The organism is Rhodococcus sp. Ni2 (genome assembly GCF_021352185.1).
Lineage (GTDB): Bacteria > Actinomycetota > Actinomycetes > Mycobacteriales > Mycobacteriaceae > Rhodococcus_F > Rhodococcus_F qingshengii.
Map to the genome: position 1 here is coordinate 2,264,090 of NZ_WOXZ01000001.1, position 18,831 is coordinate 2,282,920.

Annotated in this window: 23 protein-coding genes, 1 tRNA gene and 3 pseudogenes; 16 read left to right on the forward strand and 11 right to left on the reverse strand. The window is 62.5% G+C overall.

From position 1 onward, the window contains the following. From GN300_RS11045 to GN300_RS11065, 5 genes are all read right to left on the reverse strand, one after another. Complete coding sequence (locus GN300_RS11045; RefSeq protein ID WP_007735774.1) at positions 1-1,467, reverse strand: penicillin-binding protein 2; 1,467 nt, start codon at positions 1,465-1,467, stop codon at positions 1-3. Then, positions 1,464-2,915: an FtsW/RodA/SpoVE family cell cycle protein gene (locus GN300_RS11050; protein WP_007735775.1), complete on the reverse strand. Its 1,452-nt coding sequence runs from the start codon at positions 2,913-2,915 to the stop codon at positions 1,464-1,466. Before GN300_RS11050 ends, GN300_RS11045 begins: the two co-directional genes overlap by 4 nt. Further along, entirely contained in the window at positions 2,915-4,339 is a 1,425-nt protein-coding gene (locus tag GN300_RS11055) for a PP2C family serine/threonine-protein phosphatase (protein ID WP_007735776.1), read from the reverse strand. Before GN300_RS11055 ends, GN300_RS11050 begins: the two co-directional genes overlap by 1 nt. Next, on the reverse strand, positions 4,336-4,800 hold the full coding sequence (locus GN300_RS11060; protein ID WP_003943418.1) for an FHA domain-containing protein: 465 nt from the start codon (positions 4,798-4,800) through the stop codon (positions 4,336-4,338). The genes GN300_RS11055 and GN300_RS11060 overlap by 4 nt, the downstream gene beginning before the upstream one ends. A 186-nt stretch (positions 4,801-4,986) precedes the next feature. Further along, entirely contained in the window at positions 4,987-6,405 is a 1,419-nt protein-coding gene (locus GN300_RS11065) for an FhaA domain-containing protein (RefSeq protein ID WP_063315329.1), read from the reverse strand. A gap of 254 nt (positions 6,406-6,659) precedes the next feature. Between GN300_RS11065 and GN300_RS11070 the strand changes: the two genes are divergently transcribed. After that, positions 6,660-6,745 (forward strand) — tRNA-Leu (locus GN300_RS11070). 53 nt (positions 6,746-6,798) lie between these two features. Here GN300_RS11070 and GN300_RS11075 read toward each other — a convergent pair. Next, positions 6,799-7,140, reverse strand: coding sequence for a hypothetical protein (locus tag GN300_RS11075; protein ID WP_063315328.1), 342 nt, complete (start codon positions 7,138-7,140; stop codon positions 6,799-6,801). 384 nt (positions 7,141-7,524) lie between these two features. Between GN300_RS11075 and GN300_RS11080 the strand changes: the two are divergent. The 8 genes and pseudogenes from GN300_RS11080 to GN300_RS11115 form a co-directional block, all read left to right on the forward strand. Next, positions 7,525-7,920: pseudogene (locus GN300_RS11080) on the forward strand (DUF2637 domain-containing protein); the annotation flags it as partial. A gap of 44 nt (positions 7,921-7,964) precedes the next feature. Then, entirely contained in the window at positions 7,965-8,399 is a 435-nt protein-coding gene (locus GN300_RS11085) for a DnaB-like helicase N-terminal domain-containing protein (RefSeq protein ID WP_233405638.1), read from the forward strand. Positions 8,400-8,413: 14 nt separating this feature from the next. Then, positions 8,414-8,590: a hypothetical protein gene (locus GN300_RS11090; RefSeq protein ID WP_172403474.1), complete on the forward strand. Its 177-nt coding sequence runs from the start codon at positions 8,414-8,416 to the stop codon at positions 8,588-8,590. Then, the gene (locus GN300_RS11095) at positions 8,587-8,799 is read left to right on the forward strand and encodes a hypothetical protein (RefSeq protein ID WP_054781723.1); all 213 of its coding nucleotides are present in this window, start codon (positions 8,587-8,589) and stop codon (positions 8,797-8,799) included. The genes GN300_RS11090 and GN300_RS11095 overlap by 4 nt, the downstream gene beginning before the upstream one ends. A gap of 2 nt (positions 8,800-8,801) precedes the next feature. Next, positions 8,802-8,969 carry a hypothetical protein gene (locus GN300_RS11100; RefSeq protein ID WP_165638552.1) on the forward strand — a complete coding sequence of 56 codons (168 nt, stop codon included), beginning with the start codon at positions 8,802-8,804 and terminating at the stop codon, positions 8,967-8,969. 86 nt (positions 8,970-9,055) lie between these two features. Beyond that, positions 9,056-9,856 (forward strand): Fic family protein, encoded by an 801-nt coding sequence (locus GN300_RS11105; RefSeq protein WP_063315327.1) that lies wholly within the window; start codon positions 9,056-9,058, stop codon positions 9,854-9,856. Further along, positions 9,853-10,416, forward strand: coding sequence for a recombinase family protein (locus GN300_RS11110; protein WP_054781726.1), 564 nt, complete (start codon positions 9,853-9,855; stop codon positions 10,414-10,416). The genes GN300_RS11105 and GN300_RS11110 overlap by 4 nt, the downstream gene beginning before the upstream one ends. 942 nt (positions 10,417-11,358) lie before the next feature. Further along, a complete protein-coding gene (locus tag GN300_RS11115; RefSeq protein WP_063315326.1) occupies positions 11,359-12,108 on the forward strand; it encodes a GAF and ANTAR domain-containing protein in 750 nt (249 codons plus the stop codon). Between the two features lie 426 nt (positions 12,109-12,534). Here GN300_RS11115 and GN300_RS11120 read toward each other — a convergent pair whose 3' ends face one another. Next, positions 12,535-12,891 carry a hypothetical protein gene (locus GN300_RS11120; protein ID WP_054781728.1) on the reverse strand — a complete coding sequence of 119 codons (357 nt, stop codon included), beginning with the start codon at positions 12,889-12,891 and terminating at the stop codon, positions 12,535-12,537. A 617-nt stretch (positions 12,892-13,508) separates the two neighbouring features. On the opposite strand from GN300_RS11120, the gene GN300_RS11125 reads away from it, so the two are divergent. From GN300_RS11125 to GN300_RS11135, 3 genes are read left to right on the forward strand one after another with little or no spacing between them, the layout of a single operon-like run. Further along, entirely contained in the window at positions 13,509-13,697 is a 189-nt protein-coding gene (locus GN300_RS11125; RefSeq protein WP_058036953.1) for a hypothetical protein, read from the forward strand. Positions 13,698-13,743: 46 nt separating this feature from the next. Then, positions 13,744-14,331 carry a type 1 glutamine amidotransferase domain-containing protein gene (locus tag GN300_RS11130; RefSeq protein WP_063315325.1) on the forward strand — a complete coding sequence of 196 codons (588 nt, stop codon included), beginning with the start codon at positions 13,744-13,746 and terminating at the stop codon, positions 14,329-14,331. A gap of 14 nt (positions 14,332-14,345) precedes the next feature. Next, a complete protein-coding gene (locus GN300_RS11135; protein WP_054781741.1) occupies positions 14,346-14,573 on the forward strand; it encodes a DUF6480 family protein in 228 nt (75 codons plus the stop codon). An 87-nt stretch (positions 14,574-14,660) separates the two neighbouring features. On the opposite strand, the gene GN300_RS11140 is transcribed toward GN300_RS11135, so the two are convergent. Beyond that, positions 14,661-14,930: a Rho termination factor N-terminal domain-containing protein gene (locus GN300_RS11140; RefSeq protein WP_054781729.1), complete on the reverse strand. Its 270-nt coding sequence runs from the start codon at positions 14,928-14,930 to the stop codon at positions 14,661-14,663. A 235-nt stretch (positions 14,931-15,165) separates the two neighbouring features. On the opposite strand from GN300_RS11140, the gene GN300_RS11145 reads away from it, so the two are divergent. Further along, positions 15,166-15,321 (forward strand): DUF6131 family protein, encoded by a 156-nt coding sequence (locus GN300_RS11145; RefSeq protein ID WP_087503864.1) that lies wholly within the window; start codon positions 15,166-15,168, stop codon positions 15,319-15,321. Positions 15,322-15,379: 58 nt separating this feature from the next. Beyond that, positions 15,380-15,665, forward strand: a pseudogene (locus GN300_RS11150) (low affinity iron permease family protein); the annotation flags it as partial. Positions 15,666-15,860: 195 nt separating this feature from the next. On the opposite strand, the gene GN300_RS11155 reads toward GN300_RS11150, so the two are convergent. Together GN300_RS11155 and GN300_RS11160 are read right to left on the reverse strand one after the other, a co-directional pair. After that, complete coding sequence (locus GN300_RS11155) at positions 15,861-16,637, reverse strand: SigB/SigF/SigG family RNA polymerase sigma factor (protein WP_063315324.1); 777 nt, start codon at positions 16,635-16,637, stop codon at positions 15,861-15,863. Then, a complete protein-coding gene (locus tag GN300_RS11160; RefSeq protein ID WP_139799826.1) occupies positions 16,634-17,062 on the reverse strand; it encodes an ATP-binding protein in 429 nt (142 codons plus the stop codon). The genes GN300_RS11155 and GN300_RS11160 overlap by 4 nt, the downstream gene beginning before the upstream one ends. Before the next feature lie 534 nt (positions 17,063-17,596). On the opposite strand from GN300_RS11160, the pseudogene GN300_RS11165 reads away from it, so the two are divergent. Both GN300_RS11165 and GN300_RS29720 read left to right on the forward strand, forming a co-directional pair. Then, positions 17,597-17,722: pseudogene (locus GN300_RS11165) on the forward strand (thioredoxin-disulfide reductase); the annotation flags it as partial. Continuing rightward, positions 17,719-17,922: an ANTAR domain-containing protein gene (locus tag GN300_RS29720; RefSeq protein ID WP_267933130.1), complete on the forward strand. Its 204-nt coding sequence runs from the start codon at positions 17,719-17,721 to the stop codon at positions 17,920-17,922. The pseudogene GN300_RS11165 and the gene GN300_RS29720, both read left to right, overlap by 4 nt. A 102-nt stretch (positions 17,923-18,024) precedes the next feature. Here the strand turns inward: GN300_RS29720 and GN300_RS11175 are convergent, their stop codons facing one another. Further along, the gene (locus GN300_RS11175) at positions 18,025-18,792 is read right to left on the reverse strand and encodes a GAF and ANTAR domain-containing protein (RefSeq protein WP_063315323.1); all 768 of its coding nucleotides are present in this window, start codon (positions 18,790-18,792) and stop codon (positions 18,025-18,027) included. Positions 18,793-18,831 lie beyond the last annotated feature (39 nt).

The following is an 18,831-nucleotide window of genomic DNA, read 5'->3' on the forward strand; positions in this document are numbered from 1 at the left end:
TCAGCCCCCTTGGATTCCGGCTGCGATGACTGCACGACCGATCGGCGCAGCAACCGAGCCACCGGTAGCGGCAAGTCCGCGGTCACCACCGTTCTCGACGATGACGGCCACGGCGACCGTCGGATTCTGCGCCGGTGCAAAAGCGATGTACCAGGCGTGCGGCGGAGTTTCCCGCGGATTCACGCCGTGCTCGGCGGTACCGGTCTTGGACGCGATCTGAACGCCGGGGATCTTGCCGTCGCCGCCGGTGAAGTTCTCCGAGCCGATCATCAGATCGGTCAGCGTTGCCGCAACTGCCGGCGAGATCGCCTGACCCATCGACACCGGTGACGGCGTACTGAGATCGGTCAGATCCGGTGCCTGCAACTGGGAGATCAGGTTGGGCTGCATCCGCACACCACCGTTGGCGACGGTAGCGGCGATCACTGCATTCTCGAGCGGGGTCACCGCGACGTCGCGCTGGCCGATACTGGTCTGGCCGAGAGCCGCGTCGTCGGAGATGTCGCCGACGGTGCTGTCCGCAACCGGCAGCGGGATCGCGGGAGTGTTGGGTCCGATGCCGAAGGCGCTGGCCTCGTCCTTGATGGCGTCGGCGCCGTCCTTGATGCCCAGTTCGACGAAAGCCGTGTTGCACGAGCGCGCAAACGCGTCACGCAACGACGCCGTCGGGTTGGGGCCGCACGTGCTGCCGTTGTAGTTCTCGAGGGTCGTGCTGGTGCCGGGCAGCGTGATCTGCGGCGCCGCGGTCAGCTGGTCGTCCGGCGTCGCACCGTTGCCAAGAGCTGCAGCCGTGGTGAGCACCTTGAACGTCGAACCGGGCGGGTAGGTCTGCGAGATAGCGCGGTTGACCAACGGATCGTTGGGATCGGCATTGAGCTCGTCCCACGCCTTGGTGGTTTCGGCGCCGTCGTGGCTGGCAAGCAGGTTCGGGTCGTAGCTCGGAGTGCTGACCATCGTCAGGATGCGTCCGGTGCTCGGCTCGATCGCGACGACGGAACCGGTGTAACCCTTGCTGGTCAGCTGGTCGTACGCCACCTGCTGCATGGCCGGATTGAGCGTCGTGACGACGTTGCCGCCGCGCGGATCGCGTCCGGACACCAGGTCGAAGAAGCGCTGACTGAACAACCGGTTGTCCGAGCCGTTGAGAATCGGATCTTCGGTGCGCTCGAGGCCGGCGCTGCCGTACTGCATCGAGTAGAAGCCCGTGACCGGTGCGTACGGGTACGGATTCGGATACTCGCGCAGGTACTTGTACCGGTCGTCGGTGGCGCGGGAGGCGGCAAGCACCTGACCGGAAGCCGAGATCTGACCTCGCTGGCGTGAGTACTCGTCGAGCAGCACCCGCGAGTTGCGCGGGTCGGCTCGCAGGTCGTCAGCTTTGATGACCTGTACGTACGTGGCGTTGGCGAGGAGCGCGACGACCATCACCATGACGGCCATCGCGACGCGGCGCAGTGGAGTGTTCATACGCGCGGCATCATCTCGGTATTGGCGTCAGCGATTGGGGGCGGACCTTTCTTCTTCGTCACTACCGGCGCACGAGCCGCGTCCGAGATCCGGACGAGGATGGCCAGCAGTAGGTAATTCGCGAGCAGCGACGAGCCGCCGTACGACATGAACGGTGTAGTCAGACCCGTCAGCGGGATCAGCTTGGTGACGCCGCCGACGACAACGAAGATCTGGATCGCGATGGTGAACGACAGACCGGCGGCGAGCAGTTTGCCGAAGCTGTCGCGCACTGCCAACGCCGTACGCAGGCCGCGGACGATGAGAAGCAAGAACAGCATCAGCACAGCGGCCAGGCCGATCAAGCCGAGCTCTTCGCCGATGGTCGCGATGATGAAGTCCGTCTTCGCGAACGGCACCTGGTTGGGTCGACCACTGCCCAGACCTGTTCCGGCGATACCGCCGGTGGCCAGGCCGAACAGCGATTGCGAGATCTGATACCCGGTGTTGGCGTAGTCGCCGAGCGGGTCCAGCCAGGTGTCGACGCGCACGCGCACGTGTCCGAACATCTTGTAGGCGAAGAAGAATCCGATGGCGAGCAGTCCGCCGCCGATCACCAGCCAGCCCACACGTTCGGTCGCGATGTAGAGCATCACCAGCACGGTGCTGAAGAGCAGCAACGACGTACCGAGGTCGGTTTCGAAGACGAGAACGCCCACCGAGACGATCCAGGCGAGCAGGATCGGACCGAGGTCTCGGGCCCGCGGAAAGTCCATGCCCAGGAAGTGTTTACCGGCCGAGGTGAACAGGTCGCGCTTCGCGACGAGCACTGACGCGAAGAAGATGATGAGCAGGATCTTCGCGAACTCACCTGGCTGAATGCTGAATCCGGGCAGGCGAATCCAGATCTTCGCGCCGTTCACGCTCGAGAACTTCGCCGGCAGGATCGCAGGAATCGCCAGGAACACCAGACCTGCGAGGCCGAGGGTGTAGCTGAACCGCGCCATCAGGCGGTAGTCCTTCAAGAACACGAGCAGCAACACGAAACCGGTGATCGCCAGTGCAGTCCACATGACCTGCTGGTTCGCATCCGGTGACGGTGCCTCGACGCCGTTGTAGAGCGCAGTCTGTTCGTCGGCGAGGTCGAGTCGGTGGATGAGCACCAAACCCAGGCCGTTGAGCAGGGCGACGATCGGGAGCAACAGCGGATCGGCGTACGGCGCATACCGCCGAATTGCCAAGTGCGCGATCAGGAACAAGCCCGTGTACGCGAGCGCGTACTTGGCCAGATCGAGAGTGATCTTCTGTTCCTGGCTCGCCTCGACGAGCAGAAGCGAGACCGTCGTGATGATGACGGCAAAGCCCAGGAGCAGCAGCTCCATGTTTCGACGGGTCGACTGGACCGGCGCCGGGGCAAAACCTCCGGGCGGACTCGGAAAAGCCGTCCCCGCAGCTGCGTTGGACGACATCAGTTGACCGTCCTGCAAGTCTGACCGGGAATGTCGGTCGGCGTCGGCGTAGTCGTGGGTGCCGCCGTCGTCGGCGCAGCAGGCTCCCCGGGCGGTGCGGGGGGCGGCGTGGTCTCCGGTGCCGGCGGGGGAGTGGGCGTGGCCGTCGTCGTCGGAATCGGCTCACAACGAGGCAGCAGATCGCCGCCGATGAGACGGATCATCTGGCTCTGCGCATCCTCACGCTTGCCGGACGGCAACCCGGCGCGCACCTGCTCCTGCGCCGACGGCTGCAGATCCGTCACTTCGAGGATGTTGCAGTTGCTGGGAATCGCGTCGGGGGAGACGAGGGTCAGGACGTCGTCGTCGCCGACGCAACCCACCAGATCCGCGTCTTGCAGCGAGTAGCCGAGCACCGAACCGGGGATTCCGCGCAGCACCGTCACGCGACCGTTGTCTTCGCCGACGTAGTAGTTGTTGCGGATGACGGCGCGGCCGATCACGGCGCCGACGCCGACCAGCGCGATCAGCACCACGGCGAGGACCACCCACCACAACCGGTTCCGCTTCTTCTTCGGTTCCGGTTCGGGTTGGGAGACAACTCGCTTGGGCGTCGCGCGCGGCGGACGCATGGCAGCGGCGCGGCCGGCAGCGGTGTTGGGGGGAGGGGCGTCCTCTTCCTCTTCCGTCGACGCGGCGCCCGCGACGATGGGATGCGACTGGCCGTAGTCGAGGTCGATGACATCGGCGACGACGACGGTGACGTTGTCGGGACCGCCGCTGCGCAGCGCCAATTCGATGAGACGGTCGGCGCACTGCTCCTGCGAGCCCTCGCGCATCGTGTTCTCGATGGTCTCGTCGCTGACCACGTCGGAGAGGCCGTCGGAGCAGAGCAGGTAACGATCGCCGGCGCGGGCTTCGCGCACGGTGAGCGTCGGCTCGATCTCGTTGCCGGTCAGCGCCCGCATGATCAGGGATCGCTGCGGGTGCGTGTGTGCCTGTTCGGCGGTGATCCGGCCCTCGTCGACCAGCGACTGAACGAACGTGTCGTCACGGGTGATCTGCGTCAGGTGGTCGTCGCGCAGCAGGTAGGCGCGCGAGTCGCCGATGTGCACGAGGCCGAGCTTGCTGCCGGAGAAGAGGATCGCGGTGAGCGTGGTGCCCATGCCGTCGAGTTCGGGTTCTTCCTCGACGTGATCGGCGATGGAATCGTTGCCCTCGCGGGTGGCTGCCTCGAGCTTGCCGAGCAGATCCTCGCCGGGCTCGTCGTCGTCGAGATGCGCCAGGGCGGCAATCATCAACTGCGACGCGACCTCACCGGCCGCGTGTCCGCCCATACCGTCGGCCAAGGCCAGCAGGCGTGCACCGGCGTAGACGGAATCTTCGTTGTTGGAGCGCACGAGACCGCGGTCGCTGCGCGCCGCGTAGCGGAGAACAAGGGTCACGGGCGTAGCTCGATTACCGTCTTGCCGACGCGAACCGGGGTGCCCAGCGGCACGCGCACCGCAGTGGTGACCTTGGCGCGGTCCAGATAGGTGCCGTTGGTCGAACCGAGATCCTCGACGTACCAGTCGGCGCCGCGCTGCGAGAGCCGCGCATGGCGCGTCGACGCGTAATCGTCGGTGAGAACGAGCGTCGAATCATCGGCGCGGCCGATCATGACCGGCTGAGAACCCAGGGTGATGCGGGTACCGGCGAGGGCGCCCTGCGTGACCACCAGGTACCGAGGCACCTTCGCCTTGCCCAGCGAGGGCAGGACCTTTCCGGCGCGGGTGTACCGCGGCGGAACCCTGACCCCGGAGCCGGCATAGATGTCGGAGCGGAGAGTGCGGAGGACTGCCCAGACGAACAGCCACAGTAGGAGCAGGAAGCCCGCCCGTGTGAGTTGCAGAATCAGGCCCTGCACGGCTGTCCACCTCCTTCTATGGCTCGAGCCCCGCCGCAGCGGGGTTCGAGCATTGTCGACTGGCAGCATCATAGGGGGCTCTGGGCCCCGAAGATCACGATACTGACAGCCGCGTGACGGCGGCGCGCCGACGGACCGCCGAATGTTCGATTGTTATCGGAAAAATCCTGGCGTCCGTTTCTCAGCTCAGAGAATGCGAACCAGAATCTCCGAGTGACCTGCACGAATGATGTCGCCGTCTGCCAGCTGCCAGTCCTGGACCGGTGCTCCGTTGACGGTGGTGCCGTTCGTGGATCCCAAATCGGACAGCATCGCGGTGCGGCCGTCCCAACGGATGTCGATGTGGCGACGTGAGACGCCGGTGTCCGGGAGGCGGAACTGAGCTTCCTGGCCGCGGCCGATGACATTGCTGCCGTCGCGAAGCTGGAAGTGGCGTCCGCTGCCGTCCTCGAGCTGCAGGGTTGCCGTCAGGCTCTGGGCCGTCGGTGCGTAACCACCCTGCGGCTGGGCGTAACCCTGCTGCGGGTAGGCCTGCGTCTGCTCGAAGTTGCCGCCCTGCTCGTAGCCGGCCTGCTCGTACGGCTGCTGTGTGTACGCCTGCTGGTCGTAGCCGCCCTGCTGGTAGCTCTGCTGGTCGTAGCCCGGCTGATCGTAGGACTGGCCGTTGTACGGCTGCTGGTAACCCTGCTGGTCGTAACCGCCCTGCTGGTAGCCCTGCTGGTCGTACCCACCCTGGTACGCCTGCTGGCCGTAGCCCTGCTGGTCGTACGGCTGCTGCTGGTAACCCTGCTGGTCGTAGCTGGCGCCCTGCTGGTCATAGCCCTGCTGGTCGTAACCGGCCTGCTCGTACGGCTGCTGCGGGTTCGGGTACGCCTGCTGGTCGTAGCCACCCTGCTGCTGGTTGTAGCCCTGCTGGTCGTCGCCCGTGCGGTAACCGTCGCCGCGGTCGTAACCGTTCTGGTACGGCGCTTCCTGGCCCTGCGGAGCGGCGTAACCGCCGTCGTCGTGGGAGTACCCGTTCCGTGCCGGCTGCTGCGGTTCGGGCTGGCGACCCGCCGGTTCGCGGCTTGGTTCGTAGCCTGAGTTCTGCGTCATGGGGCCGGCTCCTGGTTGTGACGGGACTGGATTGGAAACAGGGGGAACAATCGGTGCGGGTCGCTGAGGCGGCCGTTGTGGAGGCCGCGACGAAACCTGCGGAACATGCGACGGCGGGGATGCCTGCTCGGCGTCACCATCCGGGTCGACGGTTCCGCGGGTGCGGAACTGACCGGTGTGGAGCGTAGGCGAAGGCTCGAAGGTGACCGAGATGTCGCCGTACGTCTGCCAACCCTGATCGCGGATGAAATCCTGCAGGTGTCGGCTGAAAGCCTTGGTCGTCAGTTCGCGATCGGCTGCCAACTCTTCGTGATCGGAGTTGTTGATGGTGATCACGTAGTTGTTGGGGGCGAGAAGGATTCCGCCGCCGAGGTGCTCGACGCGGTCACGTGCCTCCTGCTGGAGCGCCGCCTCTACTTCCTGCGGCACAACACCACCACCGAAGACCCGCGCGAATGCGTCGCCGACAGCTCCTTGGAGCTTTCGTTCGAAACGCTGCACGATGCCCATCGGGCCCTCCTCTCGCCTCGCATCTACGACGGCAAAATGCTCGGCAAGTAGCGCCGGCACCGCCTTGTCGCGTGTCGTCCAAACTGCTGTACAGGTTCCACGGTACTGTCAAATGTCGCTTCGGCAGTACCTGGCCGCTGTTTCAGCATGGTATCGGTTCTGGGCTTTTGGGTGCTCGGTGTTCATCGATTCGTGCCCTGAACTGCACGAATAGAACTTTCAAAGTTTGTCGTGATAATGTTTCGGCGTTGCTCGGGCGAGTGGCGGAATGGCAGACGCGCTGGCTTCAGGTGCCAGTGTCCTTCGGGACGTGGGGGTTCAAGTCCCCCTTCGCCCACCACAAGACGAGGCCACGAACTCATAAGAGTTCGTAGCCTCGTTTTTTGTTGTCGGCTATCTGGCCGCAGCCTGAATGAAGCTCAGAACGAAGTCCAATGCGGTGCCCGCAAACGGGTCGCCGACTGGTTGAGGGGGCGCGGCGGGCGCAGTGATCTGAGGGGTCATCATCCCTGGCGGCAGTGTGCCGGGTGGGAGATTGATGATGGCGTTGATGTCGTAGATGGTGTTGTCGGGACCGTTGGTCACCGAGAACGAGAGACTGCCGAAGTCGGCGACCGGAGTGTCGGCCGATGCAGTACCAACTGCACTGCCGAAGGTGATCGCGGCAGCGAGCGCGCCGACACCGAGGGCTGCGGTGGTTCGGGACAAACGAGTAGGCGTTGCGGGTCCATTCACAGATGTGCTCCCTTTCGTGGTGACAGCATCCGTGCGCGGGATGCCAAGCAGCCAGGAGATTGCAACTACTGCCGAGGAAGATAACGGACATTCACCCCATGGCGGAGTGGTTCGGCACGAAGTGCTTCGTCGTTCCCAGCAGTCAGAGACTTGGGACTTGCCCGGGTGACTGCCCAGGAGATTCTTGTCGTCTTGGTTGAACGTCTGTTGGCCGACGAACCCTCAGTAACGGGTAAAACGTGACGTTCTCGCTCGACGCTGACCCTTTTCGTATGTACGTATATCCGTAGATGCGGACATACACGGAAAGCTAAATGGGGGTCCCACAAGGAGGCAACCCGGCGAAGCTCCAGACCGGGAACCTTTGGAAGGAAAAACCCGATCATGAACGACTTTAGCCTCCGGGCTGCCCGTATCCAGCTAGGCGCATTGCTCGCCGCACTCGCACTCGCGATCGTCATTGCACTCGGCATCACCACCGGCGCATTCGTACTTTCCTTCGCCGTACAACGCGACCTTGCAAGGCAAGCGCTGATCCCCGAACACCTGACCTGGATTTTCCCGGCGATCGTCGACAGTGCAATCCTCGGCGCGACCATCGCCATCGTCATCATCAGCAAGCTCAACATGAACAATCGCGACAGAGGCTTCTACATAGCGCTTGCAGTCAGCGTTGTCGTGATCAGCATCCTCGGAAACGCGTACCACGCCTATCACGCAGCAATCGCCGCACGGCGGTTCATCGTCGGTGGGGGAGACCTCGGGTTCAGTCCCCTCGCGAGTACAGCACCGCCCTCGACGTCGAGGCTCAACTCCTGTGCTCGCTGCTCTGGGCGCCGGCTGAGAGCGCGAAACGTGCCGTCGCAGCTCTGACCAGCGCAGACTTCTACCGGCCCGTGAACGCGGCACTGTTCACCGCCATCGAGGAGCTAGTCACTTCCGGCAAACCGCACAACAGTGCCCATGTCTTCGCCACCTTGCAGCAGGAAGGACGCACCAGCGGGCACCTCGGGAAACAAATCACCAAAGCACTCACCGACATCAGCACCATCGGCGTCCCGTCCGCTGAACTCGAGCACAAGATTGCCGCAGTCCTCATCCAGGCCTACCGGCGCGGATTCCGCGAAGCAGCACGATCCCTCGCCCAAGCCGCCGAAGAACTCCCCGAAGACCAACTGTTCGAACACCTGCTCAGCATCGGCCGCGAACGCCGCGCAGCCTCCCAACGCCTCGCAGCCATCCGCGAAGGCCGCCCATGACTAACAAACCGAGAGTGTTGAAACACAGCATCTTCGGAGTCCTCGCGCTCGCCGTCGCAGCCCTGGACTTCACCATCGGCACCAAACACATGATCACCGCCGGAATCATCGCCCTCACCGCCTCCGTCTACAGCTTCACCAAAGCCGCCAGCCTCCGAAAAGCCCCAAACGACAAAGGGAATCGACCATGACGACCGAAAAAGACACCAGCAAACCCGGCTGGAAAGCGCACACCGTCGTCGCGCTGATCAGCCTCGCCGTAGGCATCATCTTCCTCACCGGCGGAACAACCATTTCACTCATCGCCGGAACAAGCCTCCTCGGGCTTGCCGTCTACCACTACGTCGTAGCCCTACGCCTCCGCCGAGAACTCAAGACACCCGCCGAAGAGGAGGGTTGAACGTGAGCGACGACGAACACGATGCCTGGCAACTGCACCACCACGGAGCCAGCTGGGACGACATCGGCACCGAAATGGGATGCAGCCCCACCACCGCGCAAACCCTCGCAACCGCCTACGAGAAACGCACCGACAACGCCGCCGCACAAACCCAAAACACTCTGTTCTGAAAACCCGTCCGTAGGTCCGTGTCGGAGCTACCAGGCACAATCGCCGGAAACGACAGAAAGGAACGCCATGAACAACGAGATCACGAATGGCGGAATTGGCAGCGAACCCGATCGACGGACACTTCGACTTCGCGCACCTGCAAGCAATCCACCGACACCTACTCGGCGACCTGTACGAATGGGCCGGTGAAATCCGCACCATCGACACCGCGCCAGGCGATCTCGGCATCCTCCACGACCCACCCGCCGCCATCCCAGGCGAACTCGACCGGGTGTTCACCGACATCAACAGCGGCGTCTACGTCAACCACCACAGCCACGAAGCGTTCGTCCAGGACCTCGCCGGACACTGGGGAGATCTCACCAGTGTCCACCCGTTCGTCGACGGAAACTCCCGCACCCAAAGGGTTTTCTTCGACCAACTCGCACGCGACGTCGGATGGGCAATCGAATGGCGCGAACTCAGCGCCGACGCCGTCCAAGCCGCCCGCAACTTCGCCTACATCGACGGCGGAACCATCCTCGCCGACGTCCTACGACCCGCGATCAAACCTGTCACCGAAGTGCCCATGGACTCCATCGCCACCGCACCCCGCGAGAACGTCATGACGTTCCCCGCGCACTGGCAGGCGATGATCGAGCACTACGACACCATGCCCGAACAGACCTATACCTGGGCGAGCCAGATCAAACCCGAAGCACCACAACATGACCCACAGACCACCGAGATCCGGCCAGCCCCCAAGCCGGCCGCTCCGGAACCGGAACTAGCCGACCTCGACACCACCAAGTTTCACACCCACTGGAGCCCCGAGGTCGACCACCAACTCATGAACAGCCGCACCATCCCACAACACAGCAGCAGACCAGAAGGACCGAGACTGTGAGCATCATCGGATACGCCCGCGTCTCCACCCTCGAACAAAACCCCGAACTGCAAGAACACGCACTCCGCCAAGCCGGAGCGATCCGCATCTTCACCGACTACGAATCCGGCTCCAAAACGCAGCGCCCCCAGCTCACCGAATGCCTGAACTACCTACGTGACCACGACGGTGATGTCCTCGTCGTCTGGAAACTCGACAGGCTCGGACGATCCGTCCGCCACGTCATCGACACCGTTCACAACCTCGGTGAGCGCGGCATCGCATTCCGTTCCCTCACAGAAGGATTCGATACCACCACCGCAGGCGGCGAATTTCTCTTCCACATCATGGCAGCCCTTGCCCAAATGGAACGCCGCATGATCGTCGAACGTACCCACGCCGGCCTCGAAGCCGCCCGACGTCAAGGTCGACGCGGCGGCCGGCCGACTGTCATGACCCCGGAACGCACTGAACTCGCCCGTGCACTGCGCGAGCAAGGGAGGAGTCTTGACTCCATCGCTTCGACACTGGGCGTCGGTCGGTCCTCTGTCGGCCGTGCACTCCTGACGGCCATCCAATAGCTCGATCTTTTTCGGAAGACGGTAGTTCAGTTGTGAATCTTGTTGCAGTCTCTACGAATACCGATGGTACCGGTTGGCTCGGTGAGTGTCCTCTCGGAGGTTGAGGGGCTCGATCACGGTGGACTGACCGAGACTGATACCGACCGAAGCTCCTCAACAGTTTGTGGGCCACCGACTGCACCCGCCAGTGAGCCTAATCATGAAGGCTACGCGTTCGTCTCCGTCTCGTTGGAACGGAGACACGGAGACTTTAGCGCTGAACCGCGATGTAATTCGCTGTTGGAAGGGTGCTCCGCGAGGCTGGAGGAGGACTTCGGGACGGGGAGCCGTCCGGAGTCGAGGAAGATGATGCGACGTTCGATGTCGACGTGTGATTGCAGAATCGTCCGCAGAACCGTCCGAGGAGGGTGAAGCCGACAGCTGTTTGTACTCCGTGTAGCCACTACAGGTGTGGGGAGGCGCAGACCGGCGATCTTGGCTACGTAGGTGCGTCTGGTCGGTAGTGGGTCCGCATGGATGTGGCGTTGCGGCGTTTCCCCATACCGTTGAAGGTCTGTGGTCGGGGCGGGTTTGCGTTGGTGGTGTGTGGGATACCTCTGGGTTGCGGTATCGGGAGCACTCGAAAAGGATTTCGGGGCGCCGCGCAGACGACCTGCCTTCCGGCTGTCCGCTCGCCGGGGGTGGGTCAGCCCCGAAATGGGGCATCCTGGTACGGGCAGTGCCGGGATGCGCATCGGGTTCGCTGGCGTCGGCGCTCACACCTCGGCGCCGGCGAACCACCCTTTGGTTCGGGTTGCTGGTGCGGCGGGACCGCGGCGTCGTGGTGGGGTTTGGTGGTGGTGTGTTCGGGCATTCGTGAGTTGTTGACAAGTGGAGATCGGGGTTTTGCCCATTTTCGTCGTGTGCCGTCACGGTCTCGTGGGAGTGCGTGTGAGGTGTGGGATGGATGTCGTACGAAGCGCTGCTGTCGGTGATGGGTGGTTTCCTCCGCTCGATGCGGCTGCCGAAGCGTTGCAGGATCTGTATCGGGTGTTGAATCCGGCCGGTCACATCGAGAAGTATCTGAACCGGTTGTGTGAGCATGCGGTGGAGTTGATCGAGGATGCGGACATGGCGGGGGTGACGGTTCTCGATGAGGAGGGTGCTGCGTCGACGGCGGCGCGCACGTCCCGTGAGGTCGTCATAGTAGACGAGCTGCAGTATCGGTCGTGGGCGGGTCCGTGTATCGAGGCCGCGGAGAGCGAGCAGATCGTGGTGGCGGACCGCACGACTGCCAGTGAGCGGTGGCCGGGTCTGGCGTCCGAGGCCCGGCGATTCGGGGTGCAGAGTTTCCTGTCGATTCCGTTGCCTGCGGTCGAGCCCGGGGTGCGTGCGGGTGCGGTCAACGTGTACGGCAGCCGTGCGGACGGGTTCGCTCGTTCTGAGGTGGCGTTGATGAATTTGTTCACCACTGCCGCTGGGTATGCGATCGGCAGTACCGAACGTTACCGGGGTGCCCGGCAGTTGGCTCTGCAGCTCGAGCGTGCTCTCGATTCGCGGGCGGTGATCGATCAGGCGAAGGGGGTGTTGATGGCGGTCCACGGTGTCGATGCGGATGCGGCGTTCGCGATGCTGGTCGAGAGATCCCAACGCACCAACACGAAACTGCGGGCGGTGGCAGAGGATCTGCTGGCGAGTGTGCGCATCACCTAGAGATGATGACAAGCCCTCGCCGATGCCGGGCAATGAGCGTGCGAGGGTCCGCGTCCGGGGTCGTGCTGATCGGTTGATGTGAGGTGTGACTCCTCCGACCTGCCGCTGGGCCACCCTACGATCGGCACACACACCGCACCCTCGTTGTGGGGCCGGAACTGTCTGGGTTTCCGAAACCAATGAGAGAGCACTGCATCACACGTGTCGCATTTCAGTCCGGTGAGGGCTGGTACTTTCAGCCGATCGGGTGCAGGGTGAGAATCGTCCCGGTCTGTGCTGGCTCGGGACTGTTGTTCTGCCGGACGTCGACTCCCATCCCCGTCCGGCAGAGCCCGTTCGTAGCGAATCGAGAACCGTTGGTTCGGTGACAAAGCAGGCTCCTCGGCAACAGACGCCTCGTTACCGAGCCACGGACGCGCTCGGAGTTCAGCGCTGGTCGTCGAGCGGGGAGATCGATTGTTCGAGCAGATATTCCTCGGGTGCCGGCCATAGGGTATCGAGTTCGGCGGAGAAGGCTTCCATAAATTGCCTTGCGCGAACTCCGTTCTGCCACAGGATGAACGAGGAGCTAGCTGCGACATTGCTCGACGAGTGTGTGAGTGCTTGACACCCCACCGTCAGTGGCACCACCAGGTCGTCGTCGGTGCCGGCAGGTCGTCGTCGGAACGAATGCGATCGTCCAGTTCCCCAAGGCCTCGGCGCCGACGACTGAACTTCTTCCCAGCCGAGTTCGTTGACGTCCTGCAACCGCGCGGATCTCCCAGAGCGCACGGTCATTGCCACGTCACGTTTCCTCAGTGCGTGAGCTGGGTAACAAATCGGGGGTCGGTGAAGGAGGGCTTGTGGTGGATGTCGCGTCGTGGACGGAGTCCGAAGAGCACGAAAGGTGGTGGCGCGAGATCGTGGGAATCGCACCTTTCGAAGACCGCCGTGTGGCAAGAGATGTCGGAGACTTGCCGTGTGCCAAGGATTCCACGGCCTCCGCAGGCACGAATGGAAGCCCGCTGCGTTTCGCGGCGTGACGGCGGCCTGAGAGCCGGCCTCATAGAAGGGTGGATGCACGGTGCTGAATGTTGTTCTGTTGCTTGTGATGCTGAGTATCGGCATGGGTGTGGTGATGTGTCTGGACTTCCGATGGCTTCGCTCTTCGGCTCGAGATGATCGTCGACGGTTTGCGTATCGGGGAGATGCGGGGATCCCCAAGTCGTAAATCTGTTTCTGACGGCTCAGGTCGCATACCAGCGACCTCTCTGATCGCCTCGCGCACTTCGTGTGTGAACCGTACAGTCGGCGTACGACGCGCGGGGTCAGCGCCTGAGCGTCCATGGTGACGGTACGGGTTGATACGCCGTCGTCGCAGTCGATGATTGAAGAAGCATCGGCTGGGGAAGCCGACCCGAATGGCTACTTACAGAGTGATCAATCCTGCAGGCGACGTCACCGCGACGCGCGAGATCGACAGCGCTGACGATGCGCATGCCTGGTTCGTCGATGCCCGCGCCGACAACTCGGAACTGGGATGGCGCATGGAAGTCCAGCATGACGGTGAATGGTCGTTCTTCGACGACACCGAGGGCGCATCCAGCTGAGCAGTCGCTCGACGGTTGTGACGAAGATGAGGGAGGACGTTCAAGCATGAGTCGACTACTCGCAGGAAAGAAAGTGGCATTCCTCGTGACGACGGAGGGAGTCGAACAAATCGAGTTGACGGACCCGTGGGATGCGTTGGTTGCCGAACACGCTCAGCCGTCGATTGTTTCGACAAAATCCGGAACTATTCAGGCATTCAATCATCTCGACAAAGCTGACGTCTTCGACGTGGATGCGGTGGTCGAGTCGGCGAAGTCGTCGGAATACGACGCACTCGTCCTACCCGGTGGTGTGGCCAACCCTGATTTCCTTCGTGTGAATCCAGGGGCGGTGGCGTTCGCCCGGAGTTTCTTCGACGCCGGGAAGCCTGTCGCAGTGATCTGCCACGGACCGTGGACGCTGGTCGAAGCCGGCGTGGTCGCCGGTCGCACGCTGACGTCGTGGCCTAGTTTGCGTACCGATATCACGAATGCGGGCGGCACGTGGGTGGACGAAGAAGTCGTGGTCTGTACTTCAGGACCGAATACGTTGATATCGAGCCGCAACCCCGATGATTTACCGGCGTTCTGCGCGACACTGACCGACACGCTTCGGCAGCCCCAGGCATCGACGAGGACTTCCGAGGGAAGTTGACCGGGAGGTACATCGTGACTTCTACACCGCCCGAACCAGATCCGGACAATACCCCTGACCTGGAACCCGGAGGCGGGGTCAAGCCGGGGAGCACCCCGCCCGATGCTCCCCAGACGTCGGGATTGTCCGAACCCGAACCCGCGACCGTCAAACGCTTTTCAGGAACCGGAATTGCAGCGATGGTCGCGGTCGCGTTGGTTGTCATCGTTTTCGTCATCGCCGCGGTGGCCATACTGGCATGATTTCTGCGCTTCGGACCGAGCGGTGTCGCATGGCGATTCGTACACAGAAGCCGAGTGTCGGGGTGGACCTGACGCCAAGGGCGAGGTTCAGTGATTTCGGAGGGTATCGATCAGTTCGCTCTTCTTGAGTTTCGAATAACCGTGAAGATCCAGCTCTTTGGCACGCTTCTTCAATTCCTCCACCGTCCAGTCTTCGTACGGCGAAGACTTGCCCCCGGATTTACCCACACTCGACCGCCCACGATTGGCGGCCGCGTTGGAAATCCGTGCCGCCTTCTGCTTCGAATCCCCTTTCTTTCGTAATTCTTCGTAGAGGTCCTGATCCTTGAGTTGGGGTTGTGAGTCTTGGCGAGCCACTGGTGCGTCCTCCCACTGTGCCTTTGAACTGAGGGTCCGGTCTCGTACAGGTGCTACCCGTGAGGTGGACGATCAAACCGGAAAACAAGGCACCCTGTGTCACCACCCGAAAGCAGTCGAGGAGTCGGTCGCATCAGGCACGGCCGTACCTGCGCCCAGCCCGTTCCAAGTGTTTGAGGACTGTGACCAGCGGGTACGTCGCCCTCGATGGGTGATCCGTGTCGAAGGAGGGTCCATGATCATTCTCGGAATTGTCTTGTTGATCGTCGGCTTCTTGACTGGCATCTCGATCCTGTGGACGATCGGCATCATTCTCGTGGTGATCGGGGTCGTTCTGTTCGCGCTCGGCGCCGCCGGACATGCTGTCGGTGGTCGGCGGCACTACTACTGACGCTGCGGCGCCGGCCCCTCGGTCACCGCGGAACTCACGTCCATTGCGCATCTGACATGTCACGGTTGTGCTCTGGGCTCCGTCATTTTTCCTGTTGGGCACCATCGTCACCTGGCAACTGATCATCACCACCGTCACCACCATCGTCACATTCCTCCTCGTGGCGTTGCTCCAAAACACCCAGAAACGCTCCGACGACGCCGTTCAGCACAAACTCAATGCCATCGCAGACGGCCTCGCCGACCTGATGAAGCAGCTCTCGAAAGAGCACCTCGAACTCGGCAAAGACCTCAAAGAAACTACGCATGGCCGGTGGACTCGAAGATCACGAAAGTGCGTCCTGAGCCATCTTGTCCACCGTATGCGTCCGCTTCGCCTGCAGAACCTATGATTCAGTGCCGGATCAGGCCGAACTCATGGGCACACGATCGAATCGGGAGCACATCACACCATCATCCGAAAGCAGTCGAGTGAGTCCTTCGAGTTACCGCGGACCGGGGCGAGCTTCCTTGTCCGTCCTGTTTCGTGCCCATCGTCCCTCAATTGGTGACTTCGCCGATTTCGCGGCGCAGGGACTCGAGAGACCGGCTGAGCAATCGTGAGACATGCATCTGGGAAAGGCCGACCTTCTCGGCGATTTCCGATTGAGTCAGTTCCCCGAAGAACCGGTACACGAGGATTGTCCGTTCGCGTTCAGGCAGAGCGAGGAGCGCAGGCCGGAGGGTTTCGTGGTTGTCGATTCCGTCGAGCGCGGCGTCGTACTCGCCGAGCGTGTCTCCGATTGACGCCCCGTCGGGCGCAGTGACGGCGTCTAGCGATGCGGAATGATAGGAATCTCCGGCCGCCGCGATGTTCACGATGTCGGCCGGTTCGACACCCAGATCTGCCGCGAGCTCGGGGATCGTGGGCTCGCGACCGAGAGTCTGGGTGAGCGTGGCTCGCGACCTTTTGAGGCTTAGGTAATTCTCCTGGAGTGAGCGTGGAACTCGGACATCCCAACCCCGGTCACGAAAGTGCCTGCGCACCTCACCCATCATCGTCGGGACGGCAAAGGACAGAAAATCTTTACCTTTCGCAAGGTCGAAGCGATTGACTGCATTGACCAGACCCAGACTGGCGACTTGGACGAGATCCTCGTGTGACTGGCCTCGTCCTCGATACCGCCGGGCAATGTGATCGGCGAGGGGCAGACAGATTTCGATGATTTCGGTGCGAAGCCGTTCGAAATCGAGATCGTCGGCGGGCAGGGCGGCAAGGCGCACGAACAGAGCGGTGACCTGCGTGTACTCGTTGTCCTCGAGGCCGGGCGGGGTCACGAACCCGCCTGCAACGCCTTGGTGAGTGTGATCGTGGCCATCCAGTTTTTCTCTGGAAGGGTGGGCGGGACCTGCTCGAGGACTACGCCGTCGGCCAGAGTGTCAAGGACGTGCCATATGAAGGAGGAGGTGCTCGTGGTGATCTGACCCGTCGTTGTCGTCGAGAGGATTACCTGCACAGTGGCGACGTTTCCGTCGAATGTGCACGTCAAGGTGCTGAAGGGGAGAGCACGGGAGATGAGAATGGTTGCAGCTTCGTCTGCCGCGAGGACCAGGTCTGACAACCTGCTCAGCGAGAGTGCATAGTGGGCGGCCACGGTCCGGATCAGTGATCGCAGTACTGGGAGTTGGTCAGGTGATGCGGAGACGGACAGTGAAGGTGTCGTTGCGGCCGGTGAAAGGATGGCCCGCTCGAAGGACGTCACGTGAGTGTGCTCCTGTACCTGAGGGGTGCAGGCTGCTCCTGGTGAGAGCCACGGTCGCACACCCGCATAGCCTGACAAACCGTTCAACTGCCCAGCCGTTTTCAACTACGCAGTGGATCGGCGGTCAAACATCGAGCTTAACGCTGTTGACGGTTCTGCAACAGCACTCGATCGAAGTGAGCGTATAGCGCCGGGGAATGGAAATCCCCAGCAACCCGTACGAGGAGCCACGATCTATAGCGGTGCGGCTTCCTGGCTATGGATACCGCCCGTTTCGAATCCTGCACATCCGCCAGTCGACCTCCCCGGACGACACTGACCACCGGAAACGAAGGGCAATTGGCACCACATCAGAAGCATCAATCTTGCATCTGATGCAACCCGTCTCCCTGGCCCAGATATGACGAAGCCGCCGGCACCGAAGGTGTCCAGTGGCTTTTCAGGATCGGTGCCCGTCTTGCGCTTATCGGCAAGCGGCCGCTCGAAGCGGCATTTCTTTCGGTGATACCCCGGCAGAACCGAACACCGACAGGTCAGGCGATCACCGCTGTCCGCGCCGGATGCGCCGCAGCAATCGACGCCGAACGCTGGCTGCTCGACAGCGGCGGCATCACCGCCAACACGTTCCACTCGGCCGGCCATACCGTAGACGCCGTCTGACTCTTACACCCAGCGAAAGGAACTTTGAGCGTGCTCTCGATTCGCGGGCGGTGATCGATCAGGCGAAGGGGGTGTTGATGGCGGTGCACGGTGTCGATGCGGATGGGGCGTTCGCGATGTTGGTCGAGACGTCCCGACGTACCAACACGAAAGTCAGGGTCGTCGCGGAGGAATTGTTAGCGAGTGTGCGCATCACCTAGAGATGACGAGACCCCGCGAACGCGGCGATGGTGAGTTCTCCCGCCTATCGACGGCACGCCGCTTCGTGCCGTCGCAGCGTTCTGACCGGTCGATCGGAAGCCCTATGTATGTTCGTCGTCGGCTGAAATGATCGTCTGACGTGCAACGTCCAGTAAATCCCGCGACTGATGACGTGCTGAAGCCTGGAGTTCGGAAAGCGCGGTCTGGGGGTCTGTATTGCGGCGGATCATCAAGATTCCGACTGCGCGTTCGATGTCGGCACGTGAGGCGATTCCTCGGCGCAGGGCGTTGGCGGCATGTTCGAGTCGATGGTCTGTTGCGATGGCGTCGAGCCCCGCTCCCAGATATTCGGCGATGACGACGACGAGATCGCGGTCCCGGTCCGTCTCTGCCACGGCTGAATGCGAGTACAGGTTCAGTGACCCGACCGGCTCGTTGTAGTTGAACAGTGGTATCGCGAGAAAACCTTCCAATCCGGCGTTGCGCGCAGCAATGCCGAGAGTGGGCCACCGTGTGCCTAACTGCTCGACCGACATTCGGACCGACCGACCCGTGCGCGATGCTGACAGGCAGGGTCCGTCACCGAGGAGATATTGCGTGCGATCGAATTCTTCTACACGTTCATCGGTAGGGGCGACGGTGAACGGTTCGCTGTCCAGGGATGCCGTGACACCGGCGTGATCAACACCGACAACCAGATCGACGGCGGCGATCGTGCATCGAATCATCAACTCCACGACTCGATCCGGGGAATCAGCCGGTATGGAGAGAGATTGTTCGAGGCGATCGATGAGTCGCGGCTCGCGACCCTGTGCTCGCGCGAAGGCGGCCGACGGTCGCGCGCGCGGATGAGAACTGTCGAAGTTCATGATTTCTTGCCCGATCCGCGCGGTGGAAGTGGTCCACCA